Below are 16458 nucleotides of genomic sequence, written 5' to 3' on the forward strand. Positions count from 1 at the left end.
TCGCCACGCGCTACGACAAGCGCCCGGAAAACTATCTCGCAGCTGTCAAACTCGTCGCCGCAAGAATCTGGTGTCAGAGTTTATGAGTCGACGGCCTAGTGCAATCGTCAACGAAGGTCAGCACCCGGAACCTGCTTCCATCGGTGAGTTGATCCGACACGAAGTCCAGTGACCACCGATCATTGGCGGTAAGCGGGACCAGTATCGGTGCTCGTGTGCCTATCGCTCGTTTTCGACCGCCGCGCTTGCGCACCGTCAGCTTCTCTTCCCGATAGAGCCGGAAGAGAAGCTTGTGGTTCACCAGGTGACCCTCACGCCTGAGCAGCACATGAAGGCGTCGATATCCAAAGCGGCGACGTTCATGCGCCAGCGCCTTCATCCGCTCGCGAAGGTCATAGTCATCGCTCGCCTGGTTTCGCAACGGATCGTCATCCGGCAAAAGCCGATGGTTTTACACGCCCGCCGTTCGCTCATCTGGTGGTGGATCATCAGATGAGTGACAGCGTTCCGCCTTGCTGCGGGCGTCACCATTCTTTCCCAAACGGTCTTTCAAAGCCGCATTGCCGAGCATCGCATCTGCAAGGAGCCGTTTCAGCTTCGTGTTCTCGTCTTCCAGCGTCTTCAGACGCTTGGCTTCGGATACGTCCATGCCGCCGAATTTGGCCTTCCATTTATAGATGCTGGCATCGCTGACGCCGTGCTTGCGGCAAAGCTCCGAGACCCGCGTGCCAGCCTCGTGCTCCTTCAGAATGCCGATGATCTGTTCGTCTGTGAAACGATTGCGCTTCATTCCCTGGTCCTCTCAATGGGCCAGAGCTTACTTCAAAATGGATTATTTCAACGGGGCAAGGTCAGCCGACCTTAATGTTGAGTTTCGAACGACGAGCTCTCCCCGGAGAGTGACCGTCTTCAAATCCGAGTGCCCCTTGACCATACTCAGAATTGCATCAATCATTTCGTCGCGCGGTTGCTCATAGGTGGTAATGCCATATCCGAACGAACCGGATAGCTCGTAGTTGTCGAAGCCCACTATCGCAATGTCTTCAGGCACTTGAAGGTGGAACCGCGCCCGGATTTCATCCATGGCGCCCATCGCCAGAATGTCGTTTTCGCACATCAGGACATCGATGCGATCGTCAGTAGACGCCTCGCTCAAGTACTTCCTCACCGAGGCGGCGCCAGCGTCCAGGCTGTATTTTTCCGCGCTCATGTGGACAATGTCCTGGATACCTTTTTCCGCCCAAAACTCCGTGAAATAGTAGCTTCTTTTTAAAGCTGTAGACAAAGCCGTAGCACCACTCATGAAGCCTGGGCGCCTATATCCCCTCGCATGAAGGTGGTCTACGATTTCCTTGAGGGCCAGTTCCGCGTCGCAGACAACAGCGGGAACGCCGTCGATCTGACTGTCGCGTGCAAGCACGAACATAGGCGGCATGCCTTGCCCCTGCTGCAGGTCTGTCAGAGTTTCGTCACGAAACGCTGTACCAAAGAGAATGATGGCATCGACCTGACGCTGGTCCGCGTGGAGAAGGGCGTTTACATGGTCAAAGTGACTGTTGATATTGATCAGCATCACCACCAGGCCGGCCGCCTGGAGCTTCTCGGTGAGCGCCTCAAGGAAGGGGAGTTTTTGCGGGTTGGAAAAGTCATCCACGAAGACGGCGATCTGTCCCGTCGAGTTGGTTGCGAGGCTTCGTGCAAGGAGGTTCGGCGTATAGTTCAAAGCTGCGGCAGTCTCCAGTACCTTCCGCTTGCTTTCGTCAGTAATAGAGGCGCCCGGTGTGAAAGCGCGGATTACGGTCCACTTCGAGACTCCTGCCGCATCCGCTACCTGTTTTGCCGTTGCTCTCTTGCGCATGAACTCTCCGGTAATGGAACATAAATTCCATTTTTCTGATCCAGTGAAATGAATGCTTGCTTTTAACGCATTGTGACGTAACATGCACCTGCTTGCACCCGGTAGCAAACAAATTTGCACCCGGTAGCATTCGAATTTGTCATCCAGAGGAGTGGGTGACATTGAGGAGGAAAAAATGAAATCCATTTGGAAGAATGTCGCTTCTGCGGCTATTGCTGTGTCACTGGCTGCAGCGGGGTCGATAGGCGTCAGAGCCGATGAACAGCCCAGCATCATTGCTGTCACTCATGGGCAAGCGTCCGACCCCTTCTGGTCGATCGTGAAAAACGGTATGATGCAGGCCGGCAAGGACATCAATGCCAAGGTTGACTATCGTGCACCGGAGACCTTCGACATGGTCGCGATGGCTCAGCTCATTGAAGCTGCAGTCAATCAGAACCCGGCGGGTATTGTAATTTCCAATCCCGATCCGGATGCGCTGGGCCCGGCGATTGCCAAGGCTATTGCGGCCGGTATCCCCGTCATTTCCATGAACTCCGGCATTGCCGCAACGGAAAAGCTGGGCATCAGGCTCCATGTTGGCCAGGACGAACTTACCGCAGGCGTGAAGGTCGGCGAAAAACTGAAGTCGCTCGGCAAGAAACACGTCCTTTGCGTAAACCAGGAGGTCGGAAATGCCGCTCTTGACCAGCGTTGCGCGGGGACGGCGAAGGGCTTCGAAGGTGGAAAGGTTACGGTCCTGCCGACGACAGCCGACCCGGCGGAAATTGAATCGAAGATTCAGGCTGCTTTAACCTCAGATCCTTCCGTCGATGTCGTACTTGGCCTGTCGGCACCCCTCGTTGGTGAGCGGGCGGTCGCTGTTGTCGAGAAGATGGGCAATGGTGACAAGGTCAAGGTCGCTTCTTTCGATCTTTCGGCGAATTTCCTGAAGGCTGTTTCGGAAGGCAAGGCACTGTTTGCCGTGGACCAGCAACCCTACCTTCAGGGGTATCTTCCGGTCACATTCCTCGCGCTGAATGCAAGATATGGCACTATTCCTGCTGGAAACGTCGCCTCGGGTCCGAGCTTCGTCGAGAAGGATGCGGCAGCCTCGGTGATTGAGAAATCCTCCCAGGGTATCCGCTGAGCGGAACCCCTCTAGCAGCTCTCGCACCTCCAGCGGGAGCTGCCCTCATCGCCTGGCATCCGATCCGCGTGACGCGTGAACGGCAACCGATGGCGCACGTAGAAAACTTACATCTGAGGTATGCCCATGACGCTGGCCAACGAACAGAACGGGTCACCGACTCGATCCGACGAGCGCCTGAAAAAGGTTTCGACTTTGACCGCGCTCGCGCGACGTCCGGAACTCGGCGCCGTCGCAGGATTGGTGCTCGTTACGATATTCTTCATGCTCACCGCAAACCCAGCCATGTTCACACTTGCCGGTATTGTAAACTTCATGGCGCCAGCAGCCCAGCTCGGAATTCTTGCGGTTGGTGCGGCACTTCTAATGATCGGCGGCGAGTTCGATCTGTCCATCGGCTCGATGGTCGCATTCGCGGGGCTGGTTTTCGGCACGGCCCTTGTCGTCCTTAATCTCCCGCTCAGTGTCGCGATCCTGATCGCGCTTGCTTTTGCCGTGGTCATAGGTGTCACCAATGCCCAGCTCACCATGCGCACCGGGCTTCCATCGTTCATAGTGACGCTTGCGTTTCTCTTCATTCTTCGCGGCTTAACGCTCGTCGGCCTGAAGTGGGCGAGCGGCGGTTCAACCCAGCTTCGCGGGATGAGAGAGGCTGTTGCGGACAGTCCCCTTGCGCCGCTGTTTTCAGGCGACGCCTTCCCGGGTCTCTTCACATGGCTTGGCAATGCAGGAATTATCGAGACCTTCCCGAACGGAACGCCGAAAGTCCCGGGTATTCCGGTGGAAATCCTCTGGTTTGTGCTCATTGCACTCGTCGCGACATGGGTTCTGCTTCGCACACGATTTGGAAACTGGATTTTTGCATCGGGCGGTGACCCGAAGGCTGCCCGCAAGTCGGGTGTTCCTGTCGCCCGTGTAAAGACCACCCTATTTATCGTAACCGCGATGTGCGCCACTCTTGTCGCCATTCTAACTGTCCTCGACGCCGGTTCGACTGATGCCCGACGCGGTTTTCAGAAAGAATTCGAAGCAATTATCGCGGCCGTCATCGGCGGATGTCTTCTGACTGGCGGATATGGTTCGGCGATCGGTGCGTTCTTCGGTTCGATCGTCTTCGGCATGGTTTTGATCGGCCTCACCTACACGTCGATCGACCAGGATTGGTACCTCGTCTTCCTCGGCGGGATGTTGCTGACCGCCGTTATTTTCAACAACATCATTCGTAAGCGTGTGACGGGAGAACGCTGATGAGCACGACCCAGACACCACTCGTCGAGGTCAAGAACCTCGTCAAGCACTTCGGCTCGATTATCGCACTTAACGGCGTTTCGCTGAGTGTCCACGCAGGAGAGGTTCTGTGCCTTCTCGGAGATAACGGAGCCGGGAAATCAACCCTGATCAATACTCTTTCCGGCGTTCACAGGCCGACATCCGGCGACTTCCTCGTCGAGGGGAAACAATATCTCTTTACCGGGCCAAGAGATGCGCTCGATGCGGGGATCGCGACCGTTTACCAGGATCTGGCGATGATCCCGCTGATGTCTGTCACAAGAAACTTCTTCATGGGTCGCGAGCCATTGAAGGGCTTCGGTCCGTTCAAATACATGGACATGGAATTCGCGGATCGCGTTACCAGCGAAGAAATGAAGAGAATCGGCATCGATGTTCGTGAACCCGGACAGGCCGTCGGCACGCTCTCCGGTGGCGAACGTCAATGCGTGGCGATCGCACGCGCCGTGTATTTCGGCGCAAAAGTCCTCATTCTTGACGAACCGACATCTGCACTCGGTGTTGCGCAAACCTCGATGGTTCTGAAGTACATCGATCAGGTGCGCGGCAAAGGTCTGGGCGTGATCTTCATTACCCATAATGTTCGACACGCTTACGCTGTCGGAAACCGCTTCACGGCTCTGAACCGGGGCAAGACACTGGGCACCTTTGCCAAGAATGAAATTGATCTCGATGGTCTCCAGAACCTGATGGCTGGCGGTAAGGAACTCCAGTCACTCTCCGCAGAACTCGGCGGCACCATCTGACGACACTCAAAAAAATCGAATTTTGGCTCGGCAAGTTTGCCGGGCTTGAGCAGCCATATCCAAAAATCCAGGGAACCACCCCAAATGAGCAATGCCCATACTACCCCGTTTCCGTTGGCCGCCTGCGCGGAGATGCTGTGGCGGGATAAACCAATCGAATGGCGCGCGTCGCGATTGAAGGAGCAAGGCTTCGGCGTTGGCCTCTGGAATTGGCCAGAGCACGATATCGCCAAGCTCGAAGCCACCGGTGCAACCTTCACAATTATGAACGGGTACCTGACCGGCCGCCTCACCGATGATGCGGGCGCCGCCGAACTTTTGAGAACCGCGCGCGAAACGGCTCAGATCGGCAAACGTCTTGGCGTGCAGCGCCTCAACCTTCACGGCACGGGCCTCGGGGATCGTGGCCTACCGGTTCAGCCCGTCGAGGTCGTCACGGGAGCCATGTGGCTGAAGGCTCAGGAGACGCTACGTCGTATCGTTGACCTCGCGGAAGAAGAAAATGTGGTTTTCACGCTGGAGAACCTGAACCTCCCCGTCGATCACCCCGGCGTGCCGTTCGGGCGCGCCGAAGACACGTTGGCGCTTGTATCCAGCATCGATCACCCGCGTCTGCGTTTGAACCTTGACCTCTACCACGCGCAGATCGGTGAGGGGAACCTGATCGAACTTTGCCGCAGGAGCCTGTCGTGGATCGGTGAGATTCAGGTGGCTGACGTACCCGGCCGATTTGAGCCGGGCACCGGCGAGGTGAATTGGAAGGGGATCGCAAAAGCCCTGAGCGATATGGGCTACTCCGGCCCGATCGGGATGGAAGCTTGGGCATCCGGAGATGCCGACGCCGCGCTCGCTGCCTTCCGCGAAGCCTTCACTCTCTGATTTCAAAAACAGGACTAAAAATCATGACCAAGGTCAAAACAGTCAACGTCGGACTTATCGGGGCAGGGCGCATCGGTTCATTCCATGGGGAGAGTGTCGCAAGAAGGCTCGTAGACGCGGAGCTTGTGGCCGTCGCTGATCCCGCTCCCGGGGCCGCCGCAAAACTTGCAGACGCGCTGGGCGCCGACGCTTCTTATACCGACGTCGCAGAAATGCTTTCTCACCCCGGTCTGGATGCGGTCATCATTGCCACACCTGCACGCTTTCACACCAATATCCTTGTGCAGGCGGCGGAGGCCGGTAAAGCGATCTTCTGCGAAAAACCGATGGCACTCACGCTTGAAGATGCGGATCGCGGTATTGCAGCCGCCAAGGCCGCAGGCGTTCCCCTGCAGGTCGGTTTTAATCGCCGTTGGGACCAGGCATTTTTTGAAGGCCGCGCAACGATCGACGCTGGAAAGGTCGGCGCGGTTCAGCTCATCCGGTCACTGACGCGCGATCCCGGTCCGTTCGGCGGTGATCCTGACAGGATTCCGTTGTGGACGATCTTTTATGAAACGTTGATACACGACTTCGACACATTGCTTTGGTTGAACCCCGGCGCAAAGCCTGTCGAAGTGTTTGCAATGGCAGATGCATTGGTTCGCCCGGATGCACGCGACAAGGTCTTCCTAGACACGGCGGTCGTCAATATCCGCTTTGACAACGGGTCTATTGCGGTTGCGGAAGCAAACTTCTCTGCAATGTACGGCTACGATATTCGCGGCGAAGTATTCGGCTCCGGCGGAATGGTCACGATGGGCGACGTACGACGTTCGAGCATGACGCTGTTCGACGCGACTGGCGTATCCAACGACACATGGCGGCGCGACACGGACCACTTCGTCCAAGCCTACACGGCGCAGCTTGCTTCTTTCGTTGAGGCGGCTCGTCGCGGTGTTGTTAAGAATGCACCCACGGGAGCTGATGCTCGCAACGCTCTGGCGATCGCCCTTGCTGCCATTGAATCCGTGTCGAGAAAACAGCCGGTTCCTGTGAGTTGAAGGCCTAGCTGACAGGGGCGCTGTCGGCCTCTGTCAGCACATATATGTTGGAAAAGTTCGTGACCAGAAGCCTGTTGGTGAGGCTAAGAGGATCATCATAGAAGCGAAAGCAGAAGTTCAGAAGCCAAAAACGGGCTTGTCGCAATCATTTCTGCACGTCGCAATTACCCTCTGACCGCCGCTGCTTTCACGCTTTGTTAACCTTTTGAAGTCCGAAGAGGCGCGCAAGGAGATCATTCTGGTCGTTTACGGTCCAGCCGCCTGAAAAACCGAAGCCCTGCCTTAGCCACAGCATCGCCTCGAAACCCGCGATCGTTCGCCGCGCCGTGTTGAATGACTGGAAGCCACCAATCTTCGGCATGTTCTTCTTCACCCGGAAATGGTCGCTCTCGATGCCTTGCTGCAGGTGTTTGGTGACGTAGTGCACGGAATCCGGATGCAGAAGCCCATCGTCAACCGACGTTTTAATCGTCGATGGAAACGTATTGGCGCCATCCGTGCCGATCCTGCCGGGCGACAATAACGGATCATCTTTCAGCATTTTGCGGAAGAAACGCTTGGCGGCATCGAGGTCGCGCTTGGCTGTCAGCAGGAAATCAACGGGATTTCCTGCTTTGTCGATGGCGCGATACAGGTATCGCCATTTGCCGCGGACCTTCACATAAGTCTCGTCGATCCGCACCGATCCACAATGTGGTCGGCGAAACCGGCGAAGCCGCTTCTCGATAATGGGCGAATAAACCAGAACCCACCGATTGATCGTGCTGTGATCGACCTCGAAGCCACGCTCACGGAACATCTCGTCCAGATCCCGATAACTGAGCGGGTATCGCAAATACCACGTAACCGCCTGCACGATCACCCACGCCTCGAAATGCCTTCCCTTGAAATCGTCCTTTGATTGGCGCTTTAGCTTTTCGGCAATGGCATTCAGAATCATTGGCTTGCTCCGCAACTTTTGGAGCGCGAATTTCTCTTCCGATGGTCAACTTTCCGTTAAGCTAGAAAATTTGCGACAAGCCCGGAGCGGCCATCCCGTAGTCTAGGCGCGCATATTGGGCGTAGGCGCCGCCACCGACAATGCCCATGACACGGTCTCCGACTGCAAATCCGCTCACCCCGTCCCCCATGGCGATGACCTGACCAGCGACTTCAAGCCCGAGAATAGTGCTGTCGCCGTAGCTTTGTGAGCCATAGACACCTTCACGAGAAGGAAAGTGCTACAAATGCTTGCAGATGATAACGAACTGAATGGTCGAAACGGTTTTGCGTCTTAGGCAAAGATGAGGGACCGACGGTTCGCAGAACATCTCGCTGTTTACGTCGATGTCGTCCGCACCGGAAGCTTCTCGGCTGCGTCTCGGCGCCGGGCCGTCACGCCCTCGGCTGTCGTTCGACAGATCGATGCGCTGGAGAAGGACCTCGGAGTTCCTCTCCTCGTTCGCTCGACACGGGCGCTGTCTTTGACGGACGCGGGCCGTCACCTGTTTGAGCGCGTCCAGCGCCTGCTTGACGATCTGGCCGACACCCATGCCGAGGTTGCCGCTTTCGATGGTGCGGTCAGCGGCACGTTGCGGATCGCCTGCTTCCCGACGTTCGGAAAACGCTACGTCATCCCTGTTCTCGCATCTCTCGCGCGAGATTATCCGAACCTGCATGTCGAGCTGGATCTCACCGAAAGGCTGGCCGACCCCGTCGCAGAGCGGCTCGATCTGGTGGTGAGGATGGGTGATCTACAGGATAGCACGTTGATCGCAACCAGGCTGGCGCCTCTTGATCGCATCATCGTGGCGAGCCCTGCCTATCTTGAGCAATATGGGGTGCCGGAAAGTGCAGATGCGCTTCGCCAACATCGTGTCCTCGATAAGCTCCACGGTAACGATCTTCTCGGTTGGTCTAATATTCTTGGCGCGCCAATAGGGGAGGCGTGCGAGCGCGTCGTATTCCGGTCCGACGATTTTGAAGCGATGAACGGGGCTGCGATCGCCGGGATGGGGGTGGCGTTCCTGCCGAGCTGGGTCTCGGGGCCTTCCGTCCAGGCGGGTGATCTTGTCCGCCTACCGCTATCGGGCGAAGGTTGGAATGAAAGGCCTTCCGGGATCTATCTTCTTCGTGCGCTCCAGGTGCCATCTGCGAAGATCAGAGCATTCACCGAGGCGCTCAAAAATCATATCGGGACTCCGCCGCGTTGGAGTTGAGGCTCCCCGCAACAGGAAATCAATAAACGGCAGATGAGCAGGCAGCTGATAGCTGCCGTAGTTCGGTTCCCTTCAAGGCGAGGAGCAGAACGATGATCTCCCACTCCGCCATCCATAATCGTGTCTTCTTGAGTTTCATCCCATACGTTTCTGGTTCCCGCTGAACATGCCGCCGCGAAACACCTCGGCTTCCGGGTTGAGCGCGAACAGGACGACATCGGAATCGGTTTTGGCTATGGGCTTGTCATCAACCCGACGCGCGAACGCGCTTTCGCCGCTAACGATCGTGACGTCGCCGAAATCTATCGCCCCGTCGAAGACATAGAGCAGAAAAGCTGTCCCGGGATCGGCCGCGGCGGGGAGGCCCAGCTGCGTGCCCTTCTTGATGTGGGCATCGAACACCCGGACATTGGATCGCACAATAAGCGGCGCCTCCTTTGGCTCGGCAATCAATCGCCACTCGTTTTCACTGCTCGCGTCAACGAAATCATGAAACTGCACCATCGGCTCAAGATCGGGAGCGTTGGGCCGCAGGAAGATTTGCAGCGCTCGAACCGGGCTGTTTCCGAGCATCAGCTCTTCGTGCTGGAAGGTGTGGCCGGCATTCATCATCATGAAATGCGTCTTGTCGAGCTTCTTCTCGTTTCCGACCGTATCGCGATGGAGCATCTCGCCGCTGCGGATGTAGGTCAGGATCTCATCGTCCTTGTGCGGGTGCATGCCGATGAGGTGACCGGGTTGCACCTGGGCGCGATCGATCCTGCCGATCGGACCTATTCCGCTATCATCGGCCGTCAGGGAGAGACCCGGATACAGGATTTCGACGCCGAAGCCTTGGTCGATGTTCCCGCGCATCCGGCCTGCGGAAATCTTGGTGATGGTCATTGGAATTTCCTTCCATTTCGGGCGCGGGCGATTATCGCCCGCGCCGATGAACACGATATCGTTCCGACATCAGTGATAGTTCAGGATGCCGACCAGCTTCTGACCGAGCGGGCTCGTCCAGTCGACGGCAAGTTCGGAGATGATCTGGTCGACGGTGGTGATGATGGCTCCGGCCTTTTCCATGCGACGGAGAGCAAGGTCGTCGCCGTACTTGGTGTAGGAGGCGGAAGCATCCGCCGAGACCTGAACCTCGTAGCCTTCGTCGAGCATCTGCAAGACCGGGAAGGTGACGCAGATTTCTGTCGTGACGCCTGCAACGAACAACTTCTTGCGGCCGGTCGCCTTGACCGCCTGGTTGAAGCCGTCGTGGTGCATGGCGTTGACGATACCGGGGCGCTTGATACGGGCGTCAAAGGCTTCGGGCAGGATTTCCTTGAGTTCCGGAAGCAGCGGTCCCTGGATCTGGTCTTCCATGCTGGATGTCAGGATGGTCGGGATATTGGCGGCCTTGGCGATTCGGGCGAGTTTCAGCGCGTTTTGCTTGACCAGGTTGATATCGTGCGAGTGGGTCCAGGCCATCGTGCCGATCTGATGGTCGATCAGCAGCATGGCGGAATTTTCGGGGGTGAAGACGTTATTATGCATTGTCGTGTTCCTTTTGCTTGTCGGCGGTGGGTGAAATTCGGTTTCGATCCGCTCGATGACTTGAATTTGGCGTTGCGATCGGTGGTGCGGTAGCTCTATGATTTGCCACTCTGTAGAACGAAAAATGGAACGCAAACATGATCAGCTTCGAGGACATGCAGACCTTCGTTGAGGTTGCCGACGGCGGAGGGATCACGGTCGCGGCCCGGCGTCTCGGACTGCCGAAATCGATCGTCAGCCGGCGGCTCGTCCGCCTCGAAAGCGAACTGGGCGTTCAGCTTTTAGCGCGCACGACCAGAGGCGCATCACTCACCGAAGCCGGTGTTTCCTTCCGCGAGCATGCGGCGCGCATGTGCCTGGAAATGGACGTGGCGCGCGAGGAAATGTTGCCGACCGGGGAGTTGCGGGGACGACTACGCGTGGCGGTTCCTTCGTCCTTCGGTCCCGGACACTTCGCGCCGGCGCTGGCCGAGCTTGCCCGCCGCCATCCGCTGATGCAGCTTCACGCGCACTACAGCGACCGGTACGTTGATCTGGTGGCAGAAGGGTTCGATTGCGGCATACGGGTCGGCTACCTTCAGGATTCAAATTTGACGGCGCGCAAGATCGGCGCCTTTGCGGCCGGATTGTTCGCCAATCCAGACTACCTGAGTGCCCGCGGCATCCCGAAAACGCCCTCGGACCTGCTCGAACACCAGGCCATCCTTCAAGGGACCGAAAGCTGGAGGGTGTCGGACGGCAGCCGCACGGTCGTCGTCAACGGGCAGGGAAGGTTCAAGGCGGACAGCGCCGTGGGCATCGCCGAAGGGACGGCGGCCGGGCTGGGTGTCGCGGCCCTTCCTGTCGTGATCGCGCAAAGCTACGTGACGGCGGGCGCGCTCGTGCCGATCATGACGGAATACAGCCTGCCGGAGATCGGCGTCTACATCGTGCGGCCGCCGGGATCGCATGTCTCGCGGAAGGTCAGGGTGCTGATCGATTTCTTTGTCGCGCGGTTCTCGGCGAGCGCCGCAGGGGATGCGTCCTAACCTCGTGCGGAGAGCCGACGCTCCTGAAACGCGACGCCCCAGTCGCGCATGGCCATGAGCACGGGCGCGAGCGTCTGCCCGAACGGTGTGAGCGAATACTCCACGCGCGGCGGGACTTCAGCGAAGACTTCGCGGGCGACAATCCCGTCAGCTTCAAGCTCCCGGAGCTGCATCGTCAATGATCGCTGGCTCGGATCGCCGACCAGGCGGCGCAGCTCGCCAAACCGGCGTGGCCCGTCCAGCAGCCGGTAAATGATCATGGGCTTCCACTTGCCGCCGGTGACATCGACGGTGGTCTCGACGGGACACTTCTGGCCAAGGCTCATCCTGGTCTCCAATGGTGTACTTTCTATCCCTATAGGCAGAACTGTTGCCTACTTGCAAGATTGCCTGTACCGCGCCTAATTGGAGCGAGTTGATTGGAGGTGTTGTCATGCGCGCTGCGTTTTACGAGAAACAAGGAGCTGCGAGAGAGGTGCTTGTTGTCGGTGACTTGCCCGACCCACAGCCGGGCGCCGGCGAGGTCAGGGTGAAGGTGGCTGCCTCGGGCATCAATCCTTCCGACATCAAGACGAGAACCGGATTCGGGGATAAGGCCATGCCATTCGCGCGGATCGTTCCACATCAGGACGGCGCGGGCGTGATCGACGCCGTCGGCCCCGGCGTCCCTGATACAAGAATCGGCGAGAGGGTCTGGATCTACATGGCGCAATGGGGCCGCGCGTTTGGGACAGCTGCGGAATTCGTTGTCGTGCCGTCCGCGCAGGCCGTCATGCTGGCCGACAACGTGTCCTTTGAGATCGGGGCCTCACTCGGCGTTCCTGCGATGACGGCGCATCGCTGCCTGTTCGCCGATGGTGACCTGCGCGGCAAGCGGGTTCTGGTGCAGGGTGGCGCTGGGGCGGTCGGCAACGCGGCGATCCTGCTTGCGAAATGGGCGGGGGCATGGGTGGCGGCGACGGTGAGCCGCGAGGAGCAGGCAGAGGTGGCGCGAGCGGCTGGGGCCGACCTTGTGCTCAACCGGCACGAGGAGAACGTCCCGCATGCCATACGATCGGCGACGGGCGGCCATGGTGTCGATCGTATCGTGGATGTCGATATCTCCGCCAATATCGAAGTGGCAATCTCCTGCCTCGCCCGCGACGGTGTCGTTTCGGCCTACTCGACGGAATCACCGGAGGCTAAGCTCACAATCCCGTTCTTCAAGGCGCTGCTTGGAGGCTTCTCGTTCCGTTTCGTCTATGTCTACACCATGCCGGAAGCGGCGATGCGTCAGGCGACTGAGGAGATTTCGGCCTGCGCCGCTTTGGGGACATACGTTCCGCAGATCGCGAAAACATATGCCCTCGACGCAGTGGCCGATGCCCACGAGTTTCAGGAGAGCGGCAAGGCTGTCGGAAAGGTCCTCCTCCAAATTCGGAATCCGTGACGCGGTCCGCTCAAACTCAGCTTATCAGGCGATAACGGCTTTCGGTTCTAAGAACGCCTCGAGGCCGAACACCCCATACTCGCGACCGATCCCCGACTGCTTGAACCCGCCAAAGGGAGCGAGCGGTTCATGCGGCGCGCCGTTGACGACCACCCGCCCGCTGTCCAGTCGATCCGCAAGCCGCTGCATATGAGCGGCGTCGGTGCCATGCAGATAGGCCTGGAGGCCGTAGGGGGTGTCGTTTGCGATAGACATGGCTTCGTCTTCGTCGCGGTAGGCGATGACCGACAGGACCGGCCCAAAAATCTCTTCGCGTGCGATCCTCATCTGATTGTCCACGCCGAAAAAGATCGTTGGCTTCGTAAACCAACCGCGATCCAGACCGGCGGGCCGCCCAGGGCCACCCGTCAGGAGACGGGCGCCTTCGCGCGTTCCCAGTTCGATGTAGGACTGGACGCGATCGTACTGCTTGCGGCTCACCATCGGCCCGATCATTGCGTCGGGATCGCTCGGGGCGCCGACCTTGAACGTCTCGATCTCCTGCTTCAGCCGGACCAGGACGTCATCGAGCCGAGGGCTCGGAACCAGAATGCGAGTGCCGGCGATGCAGGCCTGACCGCTGTTGATAAAGCCCATCCGCAGTACGGCAGGAATGACGACGTCAAGATCGGCATCGTCGAGAATGATGTTCGGCCCCTTGCCGCCAAGTTCCAACGTGACGCGCTTGAAGCTCTCGGCCGCGTTTCGCATGATTTCCCTACCAACGGCGGTTGAGCCCGTGAAGGTCACCTTTGTGATGTCTGGATGCCGGCTGAGTTCCGCACCGACGACATTGCCGAACCCGTTGACGATGTTGAATACACCCTTCGGCAGACCCGCTTCATGCAAACACGCCGTCAGGATCTGCGTCTGGATCGCGCTCATTTCGCTCGGCTTGATGACGATGGTCGAACCGGCGGCGATGGCGGTTGCGAGCTTTGAGGTGATGAAACCGATATCGCTGTTCCAGGGGGTGATAGCCGCAGCAACGCCAGACGGCTGCATGACCACGCGGGCGCGGCCCATTTGGCGCTCGAATTCATAGTCCTCCAGAACGGACGCCATGGTGAGGAAGCTCGAAGCGGCATGGGGAATAGCAAAACGCGTGAAGTTCTGCGGAGCGCCATATTCGAGCGCCATTGCTTCGGTGAGGTCAGAGACGCGCGCGGCGACTGCGGCGTTCAAGCGTTTCAGCATATCGATGCGCTCGGCCTTCGACGTGCGTGAGAACTCGGGGAAGGCGCGCTTTGCCGCCGCGACGGCTTCCCAGGCATCCTCGCCGCCGCCAAGCCTAACCGTGCCGATCTTCTCTTCCGTGGACGGATTGTGGAGATCGGCCATTTCGGTGCCCTTTGGCGTGACGAACTGACCGTCGATATAGATCTTGTCGATGTTGCGCATTTGAAACTCCTTCCGACTGCCAGGCCTATGTGGCATTTCAGGACTGTCCTGATAAGCTGGCCAAAATCGTTCAGCCTGATAGGAGATGACGGACAATGATGCGTGGCTCGCTCGCCGAACTCGAAGCAGTTCTCGCGGTGTCTTCCAGAGGCGGGTTTCGGGCCGCAGCGCGCGAGCTTGGGATCCCGTCGTCGTCGCTCAGCCAGCAAATAGCTACGCTGGAGGCGCGCATGGGCGTCAGACTGTTCAACCGTTCGACGCGCAGCGTGGTCCTTTCCGCCGCAGGCGAACAATTCGTGGCGAGCGTCGGTCCGGCGCTGGAGGCCATTCGCAACGCCGTCGAGCATGTCGACGAGCATCGTGCCGAAGCCACGGGTACTCTGCGCATCAACACGTCGGTGGGTGCGACCCGGATGATCCTGACGCCGCTGATCCTGGAATACATGCGAAGGAACCCGCAGATGGCGGTGGAGATTGTCACGGAGGGGGCACTCGTCGATGTCAATGCCAGGGGTTTCGACGCGGGGATAAGGATTCGGGAAGCCGTTCCGCCCGACATGGTCGTCGTTCCTATCGGCGACAGCGTCCGGCCGGCCATCGTCGGTTCGGTCGAATATTTCCGCCAGCATGGAAAGCCGCAGGTTCCGGCAGATCTTCAGAACCACGAGTGCATTCGGGCCAGAATGGCGAGCGGCACGCTCTATCGCTGGGAGTTCGAAAAGCGAGGAGAGAGCATCATGCTCGACGCTCCCGGCAAGCTCACGCTCGACGATAGCGACCTGATGCTCCGGGCGGCCCGGGAAGGAGCCGGACTTGCCTATCTGAATGAATGGCAGGTATCAGACGACGTCGCGGCTGGAAGGCTGGAGCAGGTTCTTGCCGACTGGACCCCGCCCTATCCGGGGCTCTGCCTTTATTATCCGGGAAGGCGGAATATCCCCGCCAAACTGCGGCGGTTCGTCGATCTCATCAGGGACGTTCGACACGGCAGCCACGTTGAGACCCAGCCTCAGGACTGAGGAATCTCTCGCCAACTCTGCGGTAACCAGTAGCTTTTAGCGGGCCCATCCATCGAGCTCACCACGCGGATCGGTTCCAAGCACTGTTGCACACAGCGTAACGGTGCACTGTCAAAGATGAGTATTCAGCCCGCTGATCGCCCGTTGCATCCTTTGCGCATGGATCGGGAAAGGACCCGGTCTTCAATCAGGAGCGATCACATGAAACTTTATCACCATCCGCTGTCAGGCCACGCGCACCGTGCCCGGCTTTTCCTCTCGCTGATCGGGCTCCCCCACGAGCTGGTCGAGGTCGATCTGAAGGCTGGCGCCCACAAGCACCCCGACTTCCTGAAGATGAATCCTTTCGGGCAAGTACCGGTGCTGGCGGATGGCGATGTCTTCATTTCCGACTCCAACGCGATCCTGGTCTACCTCGCCAAGAAGGCAGGCCGGACGGAATGGCTTCCGGAAGACGCAAAAGGGGCGGCTGAGGTTCAGCGCTGGCTTTCGGTTGCGGCAGGCGAGATCGCCTACGGACCGGCCGCTGCCCGTCTGGTGACGGTCTTCGGCGCCAAGTTCAATCCGGAAGAGGTCATTGGCCGTGCACACACCATCCTTGGCCGGATCGAGAGCCAGCTGCAAGGGCGGGAATGGCTTGTGGGCAATCACCCGACGATTGCCGATGTCGCTATCTACAGCTACGTCGCGCGCGCTCCGGAGGGCAATGTCGATCTGAGCGCCTATCCGTCCGTGAATGCTCTCTTGCGTCGGGTCGAACAACTTCCGGGCTTCGTCGACTTCGTCAAGACGCCGGTCGGCCTTGCCGCCTGACCCTCGACAGGGTGTGCGATACGTCGCGCGCCCTTCGCCTCTTTCCCCTGGAGAAC

At 58.7% G+C, this 16458-nt stretch carries 16 protein-coding genes and 3 pseudogenes; 11 read left to right on the top strand and 8 right to left on the bottom strand.

The genetic code is table 11. The features are described 5' to 3' along the window. Nucleotides 1-86, top strand: a pseudogene (locus tag ACQZ48_RS20660) (IS5/IS1182 family transposase); the annotation flags it as partial. An 8-nt stretch (nt 87-94) separates the two neighbouring features. On the opposite strand, the pseudogene ACQZ48_RS20665 reads toward ACQZ48_RS20660, so the two are convergent. Together ACQZ48_RS20665 and ACQZ48_RS20670 are read right to left on the bottom strand one after the other, a co-directional pair. Continuing rightward, nucleotides 95-790: pseudogene (locus ACQZ48_RS20665) on the bottom strand (transposase); the annotation flags it as partial. 42 nt (nt 791-832) lie between these two features. Further along, nucleotides 833-1858, bottom strand: coding sequence for a LacI family DNA-binding transcriptional regulator (locus tag ACQZ48_RS20670; protein ID WP_448729377.1), 1026 nt, complete (start codon nt 1856-1858; stop codon nt 833-835). A 175-nt stretch (nt 1859-2033) separates the two neighbouring features. On the opposite strand from ACQZ48_RS20670, the gene ACQZ48_RS20675 reads away from it, so the two are divergent. The 5 genes from ACQZ48_RS20675 (at nt 2034) to ACQZ48_RS20695 (ending at nt 6945) form a co-directional block, all read left to right on the top strand. Continuing rightward, nucleotides 2034-2987: a sugar ABC transporter substrate-binding protein gene (locus ACQZ48_RS20675; RefSeq protein WP_448729422.1), complete on the top strand. Its 954-nt coding sequence runs from the start codon at nt 2034-2036 to the stop codon at nt 2985-2987. A gap of 126 nt (nt 2988-3113) precedes the next feature. Next, on the top strand, nt 3114-4235 hold the full coding sequence (locus tag ACQZ48_RS20680) for an ABC transporter permease (protein WP_077984632.1): 1122 nt from the start codon (nt 3114-3116) through the stop codon (nt 4233-4235). Beyond that, nucleotides 4235-5023: an ATP-binding cassette domain-containing protein gene (locus ACQZ48_RS20685; protein WP_269827134.1), complete on the top strand. Its 789-nt coding sequence runs from the start codon at nt 4235-4237 to the stop codon at nt 5021-5023. The genes ACQZ48_RS20680 and ACQZ48_RS20685 overlap by 1 nt, the downstream gene beginning before the upstream one ends. An 84-nt stretch (nt 5024-5107) precedes the next feature. Next, complete coding sequence (locus ACQZ48_RS20690) at nt 5108-5902, top strand: TIM barrel protein (protein WP_448729378.1); 795 nt, start codon at nt 5108-5110, stop codon at nt 5900-5902. Between the two features lie 23 nt (nt 5903-5925). After that, nucleotides 5926-6945 (top strand): Gfo/Idh/MocA family oxidoreductase, encoded by a 1020-nt coding sequence (locus ACQZ48_RS20695; RefSeq protein ID WP_448729379.1) that lies wholly within the window; start codon nt 5926-5928, stop codon nt 6943-6945. A gap of 187 nt (nt 6946-7132) precedes the next feature. Here the strand turns inward: ACQZ48_RS20695 and ACQZ48_RS20700 are convergent, their stop codons facing one another. Both ACQZ48_RS20700 and ACQZ48_RS20705 read right to left on the bottom strand, forming a co-directional pair. Continuing rightward, on the bottom strand, nt 7133-7885 hold the full coding sequence (locus ACQZ48_RS20700) for an IS6 family transposase (protein ID WP_448729380.1): 753 nt from the start codon (nt 7883-7885) through the stop codon (nt 7133-7135). Nucleotides 7886-7946: 61 nt separating this feature from the next. Then, a pseudogene (locus ACQZ48_RS20705) lies at nt 7947-8117 on the bottom strand (alcohol dehydrogenase catalytic domain-containing protein); the annotation flags it as partial. Between the two features lie 111 nt (nt 8118-8228). On the opposite strand from ACQZ48_RS20705, the gene ACQZ48_RS20710 reads away from it, so the two are divergent. After that, a complete protein-coding gene (locus ACQZ48_RS20710; RefSeq protein ID WP_448729381.1) occupies nt 8229-9143 on the top strand; it encodes a LysR family transcriptional regulator in 915 nt (304 codons plus the stop codon). 135 nt (nt 9144-9278) lie between these two features. Here ACQZ48_RS20710 and ACQZ48_RS20715 read toward each other — a convergent pair whose 3' ends face one another. Then, the gene (locus ACQZ48_RS20715; protein ID WP_448729382.1) at nt 9279-10028 is read right to left on the bottom strand and encodes a pirin family protein; all 750 of its coding nucleotides are present in this window, start codon (nt 10026-10028) and stop codon (nt 9279-9281) included. 69 nt (nt 10029-10097) lie between these two features. Beyond that, nucleotides 10098-10673 (bottom strand): isochorismatase family protein, encoded by a 576-nt coding sequence (locus ACQZ48_RS20720; RefSeq protein WP_448729383.1) that lies wholly within the window; start codon nt 10671-10673, stop codon nt 10098-10100. A 137-nt stretch (nt 10674-10810) separates the two neighbouring features. On the opposite strand from ACQZ48_RS20720, the gene ACQZ48_RS20725 reads away from it, so the two are divergent. Beyond that, entirely contained in the window at nt 10811-11701 is an 891-nt protein-coding gene (locus ACQZ48_RS20725; protein ID WP_443388591.1) for a LysR family transcriptional regulator, read from the top strand. Here ACQZ48_RS20725 and ACQZ48_RS20730 read toward each other — a convergent pair. After that, a complete protein-coding gene (locus tag ACQZ48_RS20730; protein WP_077984639.1) occupies nt 11698-12027 on the bottom strand; it encodes a winged helix-turn-helix transcriptional regulator in 330 nt (109 codons plus the stop codon). The two genes, ACQZ48_RS20725 and ACQZ48_RS20730, sit on opposite strands and share 4 nt — an antisense overlap. 107 nt (nt 12028-12134) lie before the next feature. Between ACQZ48_RS20730 and ACQZ48_RS20735 the strand changes: the two genes are divergently transcribed. Beyond that, nucleotides 12135-13130 (top strand): NADPH:quinone reductase, encoded by a 996-nt coding sequence (locus ACQZ48_RS20735; protein ID WP_077984640.1) that lies wholly within the window; start codon nt 12135-12137, stop codon nt 13128-13130. A 24-nt stretch (nt 13131-13154) separates the two neighbouring features. Here the strand turns inward: ACQZ48_RS20735 and ACQZ48_RS20740 are convergent, their stop codons facing one another. Beyond that, nucleotides 13155-14570 carry an aldehyde dehydrogenase family protein gene (locus ACQZ48_RS20740; protein WP_448729384.1) on the bottom strand — a complete coding sequence of 472 codons (1416 nt, stop codon included), beginning with the start codon at nt 14568-14570 and terminating at the stop codon, nt 13155-13157. Between the two features lie 98 nt (nt 14571-14668). On the opposite strand from ACQZ48_RS20740, the gene ACQZ48_RS20745 reads away from it, so the two are divergent. Together ACQZ48_RS20745 and ACQZ48_RS20750 are read left to right on the top strand one after the other, a co-directional pair. Further along, entirely contained in the window at nt 14669-15589 is a 921-nt protein-coding gene (locus ACQZ48_RS20745) for a LysR family transcriptional regulator (protein ID WP_448729423.1), read from the top strand. A gap of 201 nt (nt 15590-15790) precedes the next feature. Next, a complete protein-coding gene (locus ACQZ48_RS20750; protein WP_077984643.1) occupies nt 15791-16402 on the top strand; it encodes a glutathione S-transferase family protein in 612 nt (203 codons plus the stop codon). The last annotated feature ends 56 nt before the right edge of the window (nt 16403-16458 follow it).

The sequence above is a fragment of the Agrobacterium sp. 22-209-1 genome, from assembly GCF_053522485.1.

Excerpts from the sequence above, each read along its gene's own strand:
- ACQZ48_RS20670 (WP_448729377.1), bottom strand. The coding sequence starts at position 1,858 with ATGCGCAAGAGAGCAACGGCAAAACAGGTAGCGGATGCGGCAGGAGTC.
- ACQZ48_RS20675 (WP_448729422.1), top strand. The coding sequence starts at position 2,034 with ATGAAATCCATTTGGAAGAATGTCGCTTCTGCGGCTATTGCTGTGTCA.
- ACQZ48_RS20680 (WP_077984632.1), top strand. The coding sequence starts at position 3,114 with ATGACGCTGGCCAACGAACAGAACGGGTCACCGACTCGATCCGACGAG.
- ACQZ48_RS20685 (WP_269827134.1), top strand. The coding sequence starts at position 4,235 with ATGAGCACGACCCAGACACCACTCGTCGAGGTCAAGAACCTCGTCAAG.
- ACQZ48_RS20690 (WP_448729378.1), top strand. The coding sequence starts at position 5,108 with ATGAGCAATGCCCATACTACCCCGTTTCCGTTGGCCGCCTGCGCGGAG.
- ACQZ48_RS20695 (WP_448729379.1), top strand. The coding sequence starts at position 5,926 with ATGACCAAGGTCAAAACAGTCAACGTCGGACTTATCGGGGCAGGGCGC.
- ACQZ48_RS20700 (WP_448729380.1), bottom strand. The coding sequence starts at position 7,885 with ATGATTCTGAATGCCATTGCCGAAAAGCTAAAGCGCCAATCAAAGGAC.
- ACQZ48_RS20710 (WP_448729381.1), top strand. The coding sequence starts at position 8,229 with ATGAGGGACCGACGGTTCGCAGAACATCTCGCTGTTTACGTCGATGTC.
- ACQZ48_RS20715 (WP_448729382.1), bottom strand. The coding sequence starts at position 10,028 with ATGACCATCACCAAGATTTCCGCAGGCCGGATGCGCGGGAACATCGAC.
- ACQZ48_RS20720 (WP_448729383.1), bottom strand. The coding sequence starts at position 10,673 with ATGCATAATAACGTCTTCACCCCCGAAAATTCCGCCATGCTGCTGATC.
- ACQZ48_RS20725 (WP_443388591.1), top strand. The coding sequence starts at position 10,811 with ATGATCAGCTTCGAGGACATGCAGACCTTCGTTGAGGTTGCCGACGGC.
- ACQZ48_RS20730 (WP_077984639.1), bottom strand. The coding sequence starts at position 12,027 with ATGAGCCTTGGCCAGAAGTGTCCCGTCGAGACCACCGTCGATGTCACC.
- ACQZ48_RS20735 (WP_077984640.1), top strand. The coding sequence starts at position 12,135 with ATGCGCGCTGCGTTTTACGAGAAACAAGGAGCTGCGAGAGAGGTGCTT.
- ACQZ48_RS20740 (WP_448729384.1), bottom strand. The coding sequence starts at position 14,570 with ATGCGCAACATCGACAAGATCTATATCGACGGTCAGTTCGTCACGCCA.
- ACQZ48_RS20745 (WP_448729423.1), top strand. The coding sequence starts at position 14,669 with ATGCGTGGCTCGCTCGCCGAACTCGAAGCAGTTCTCGCGGTGTCTTCC.
- ACQZ48_RS20750 (WP_077984643.1), top strand. The coding sequence starts at position 15,791 with ATGAAACTTTATCACCATCCGCTGTCAGGCCACGCGCACCGTGCCCGG.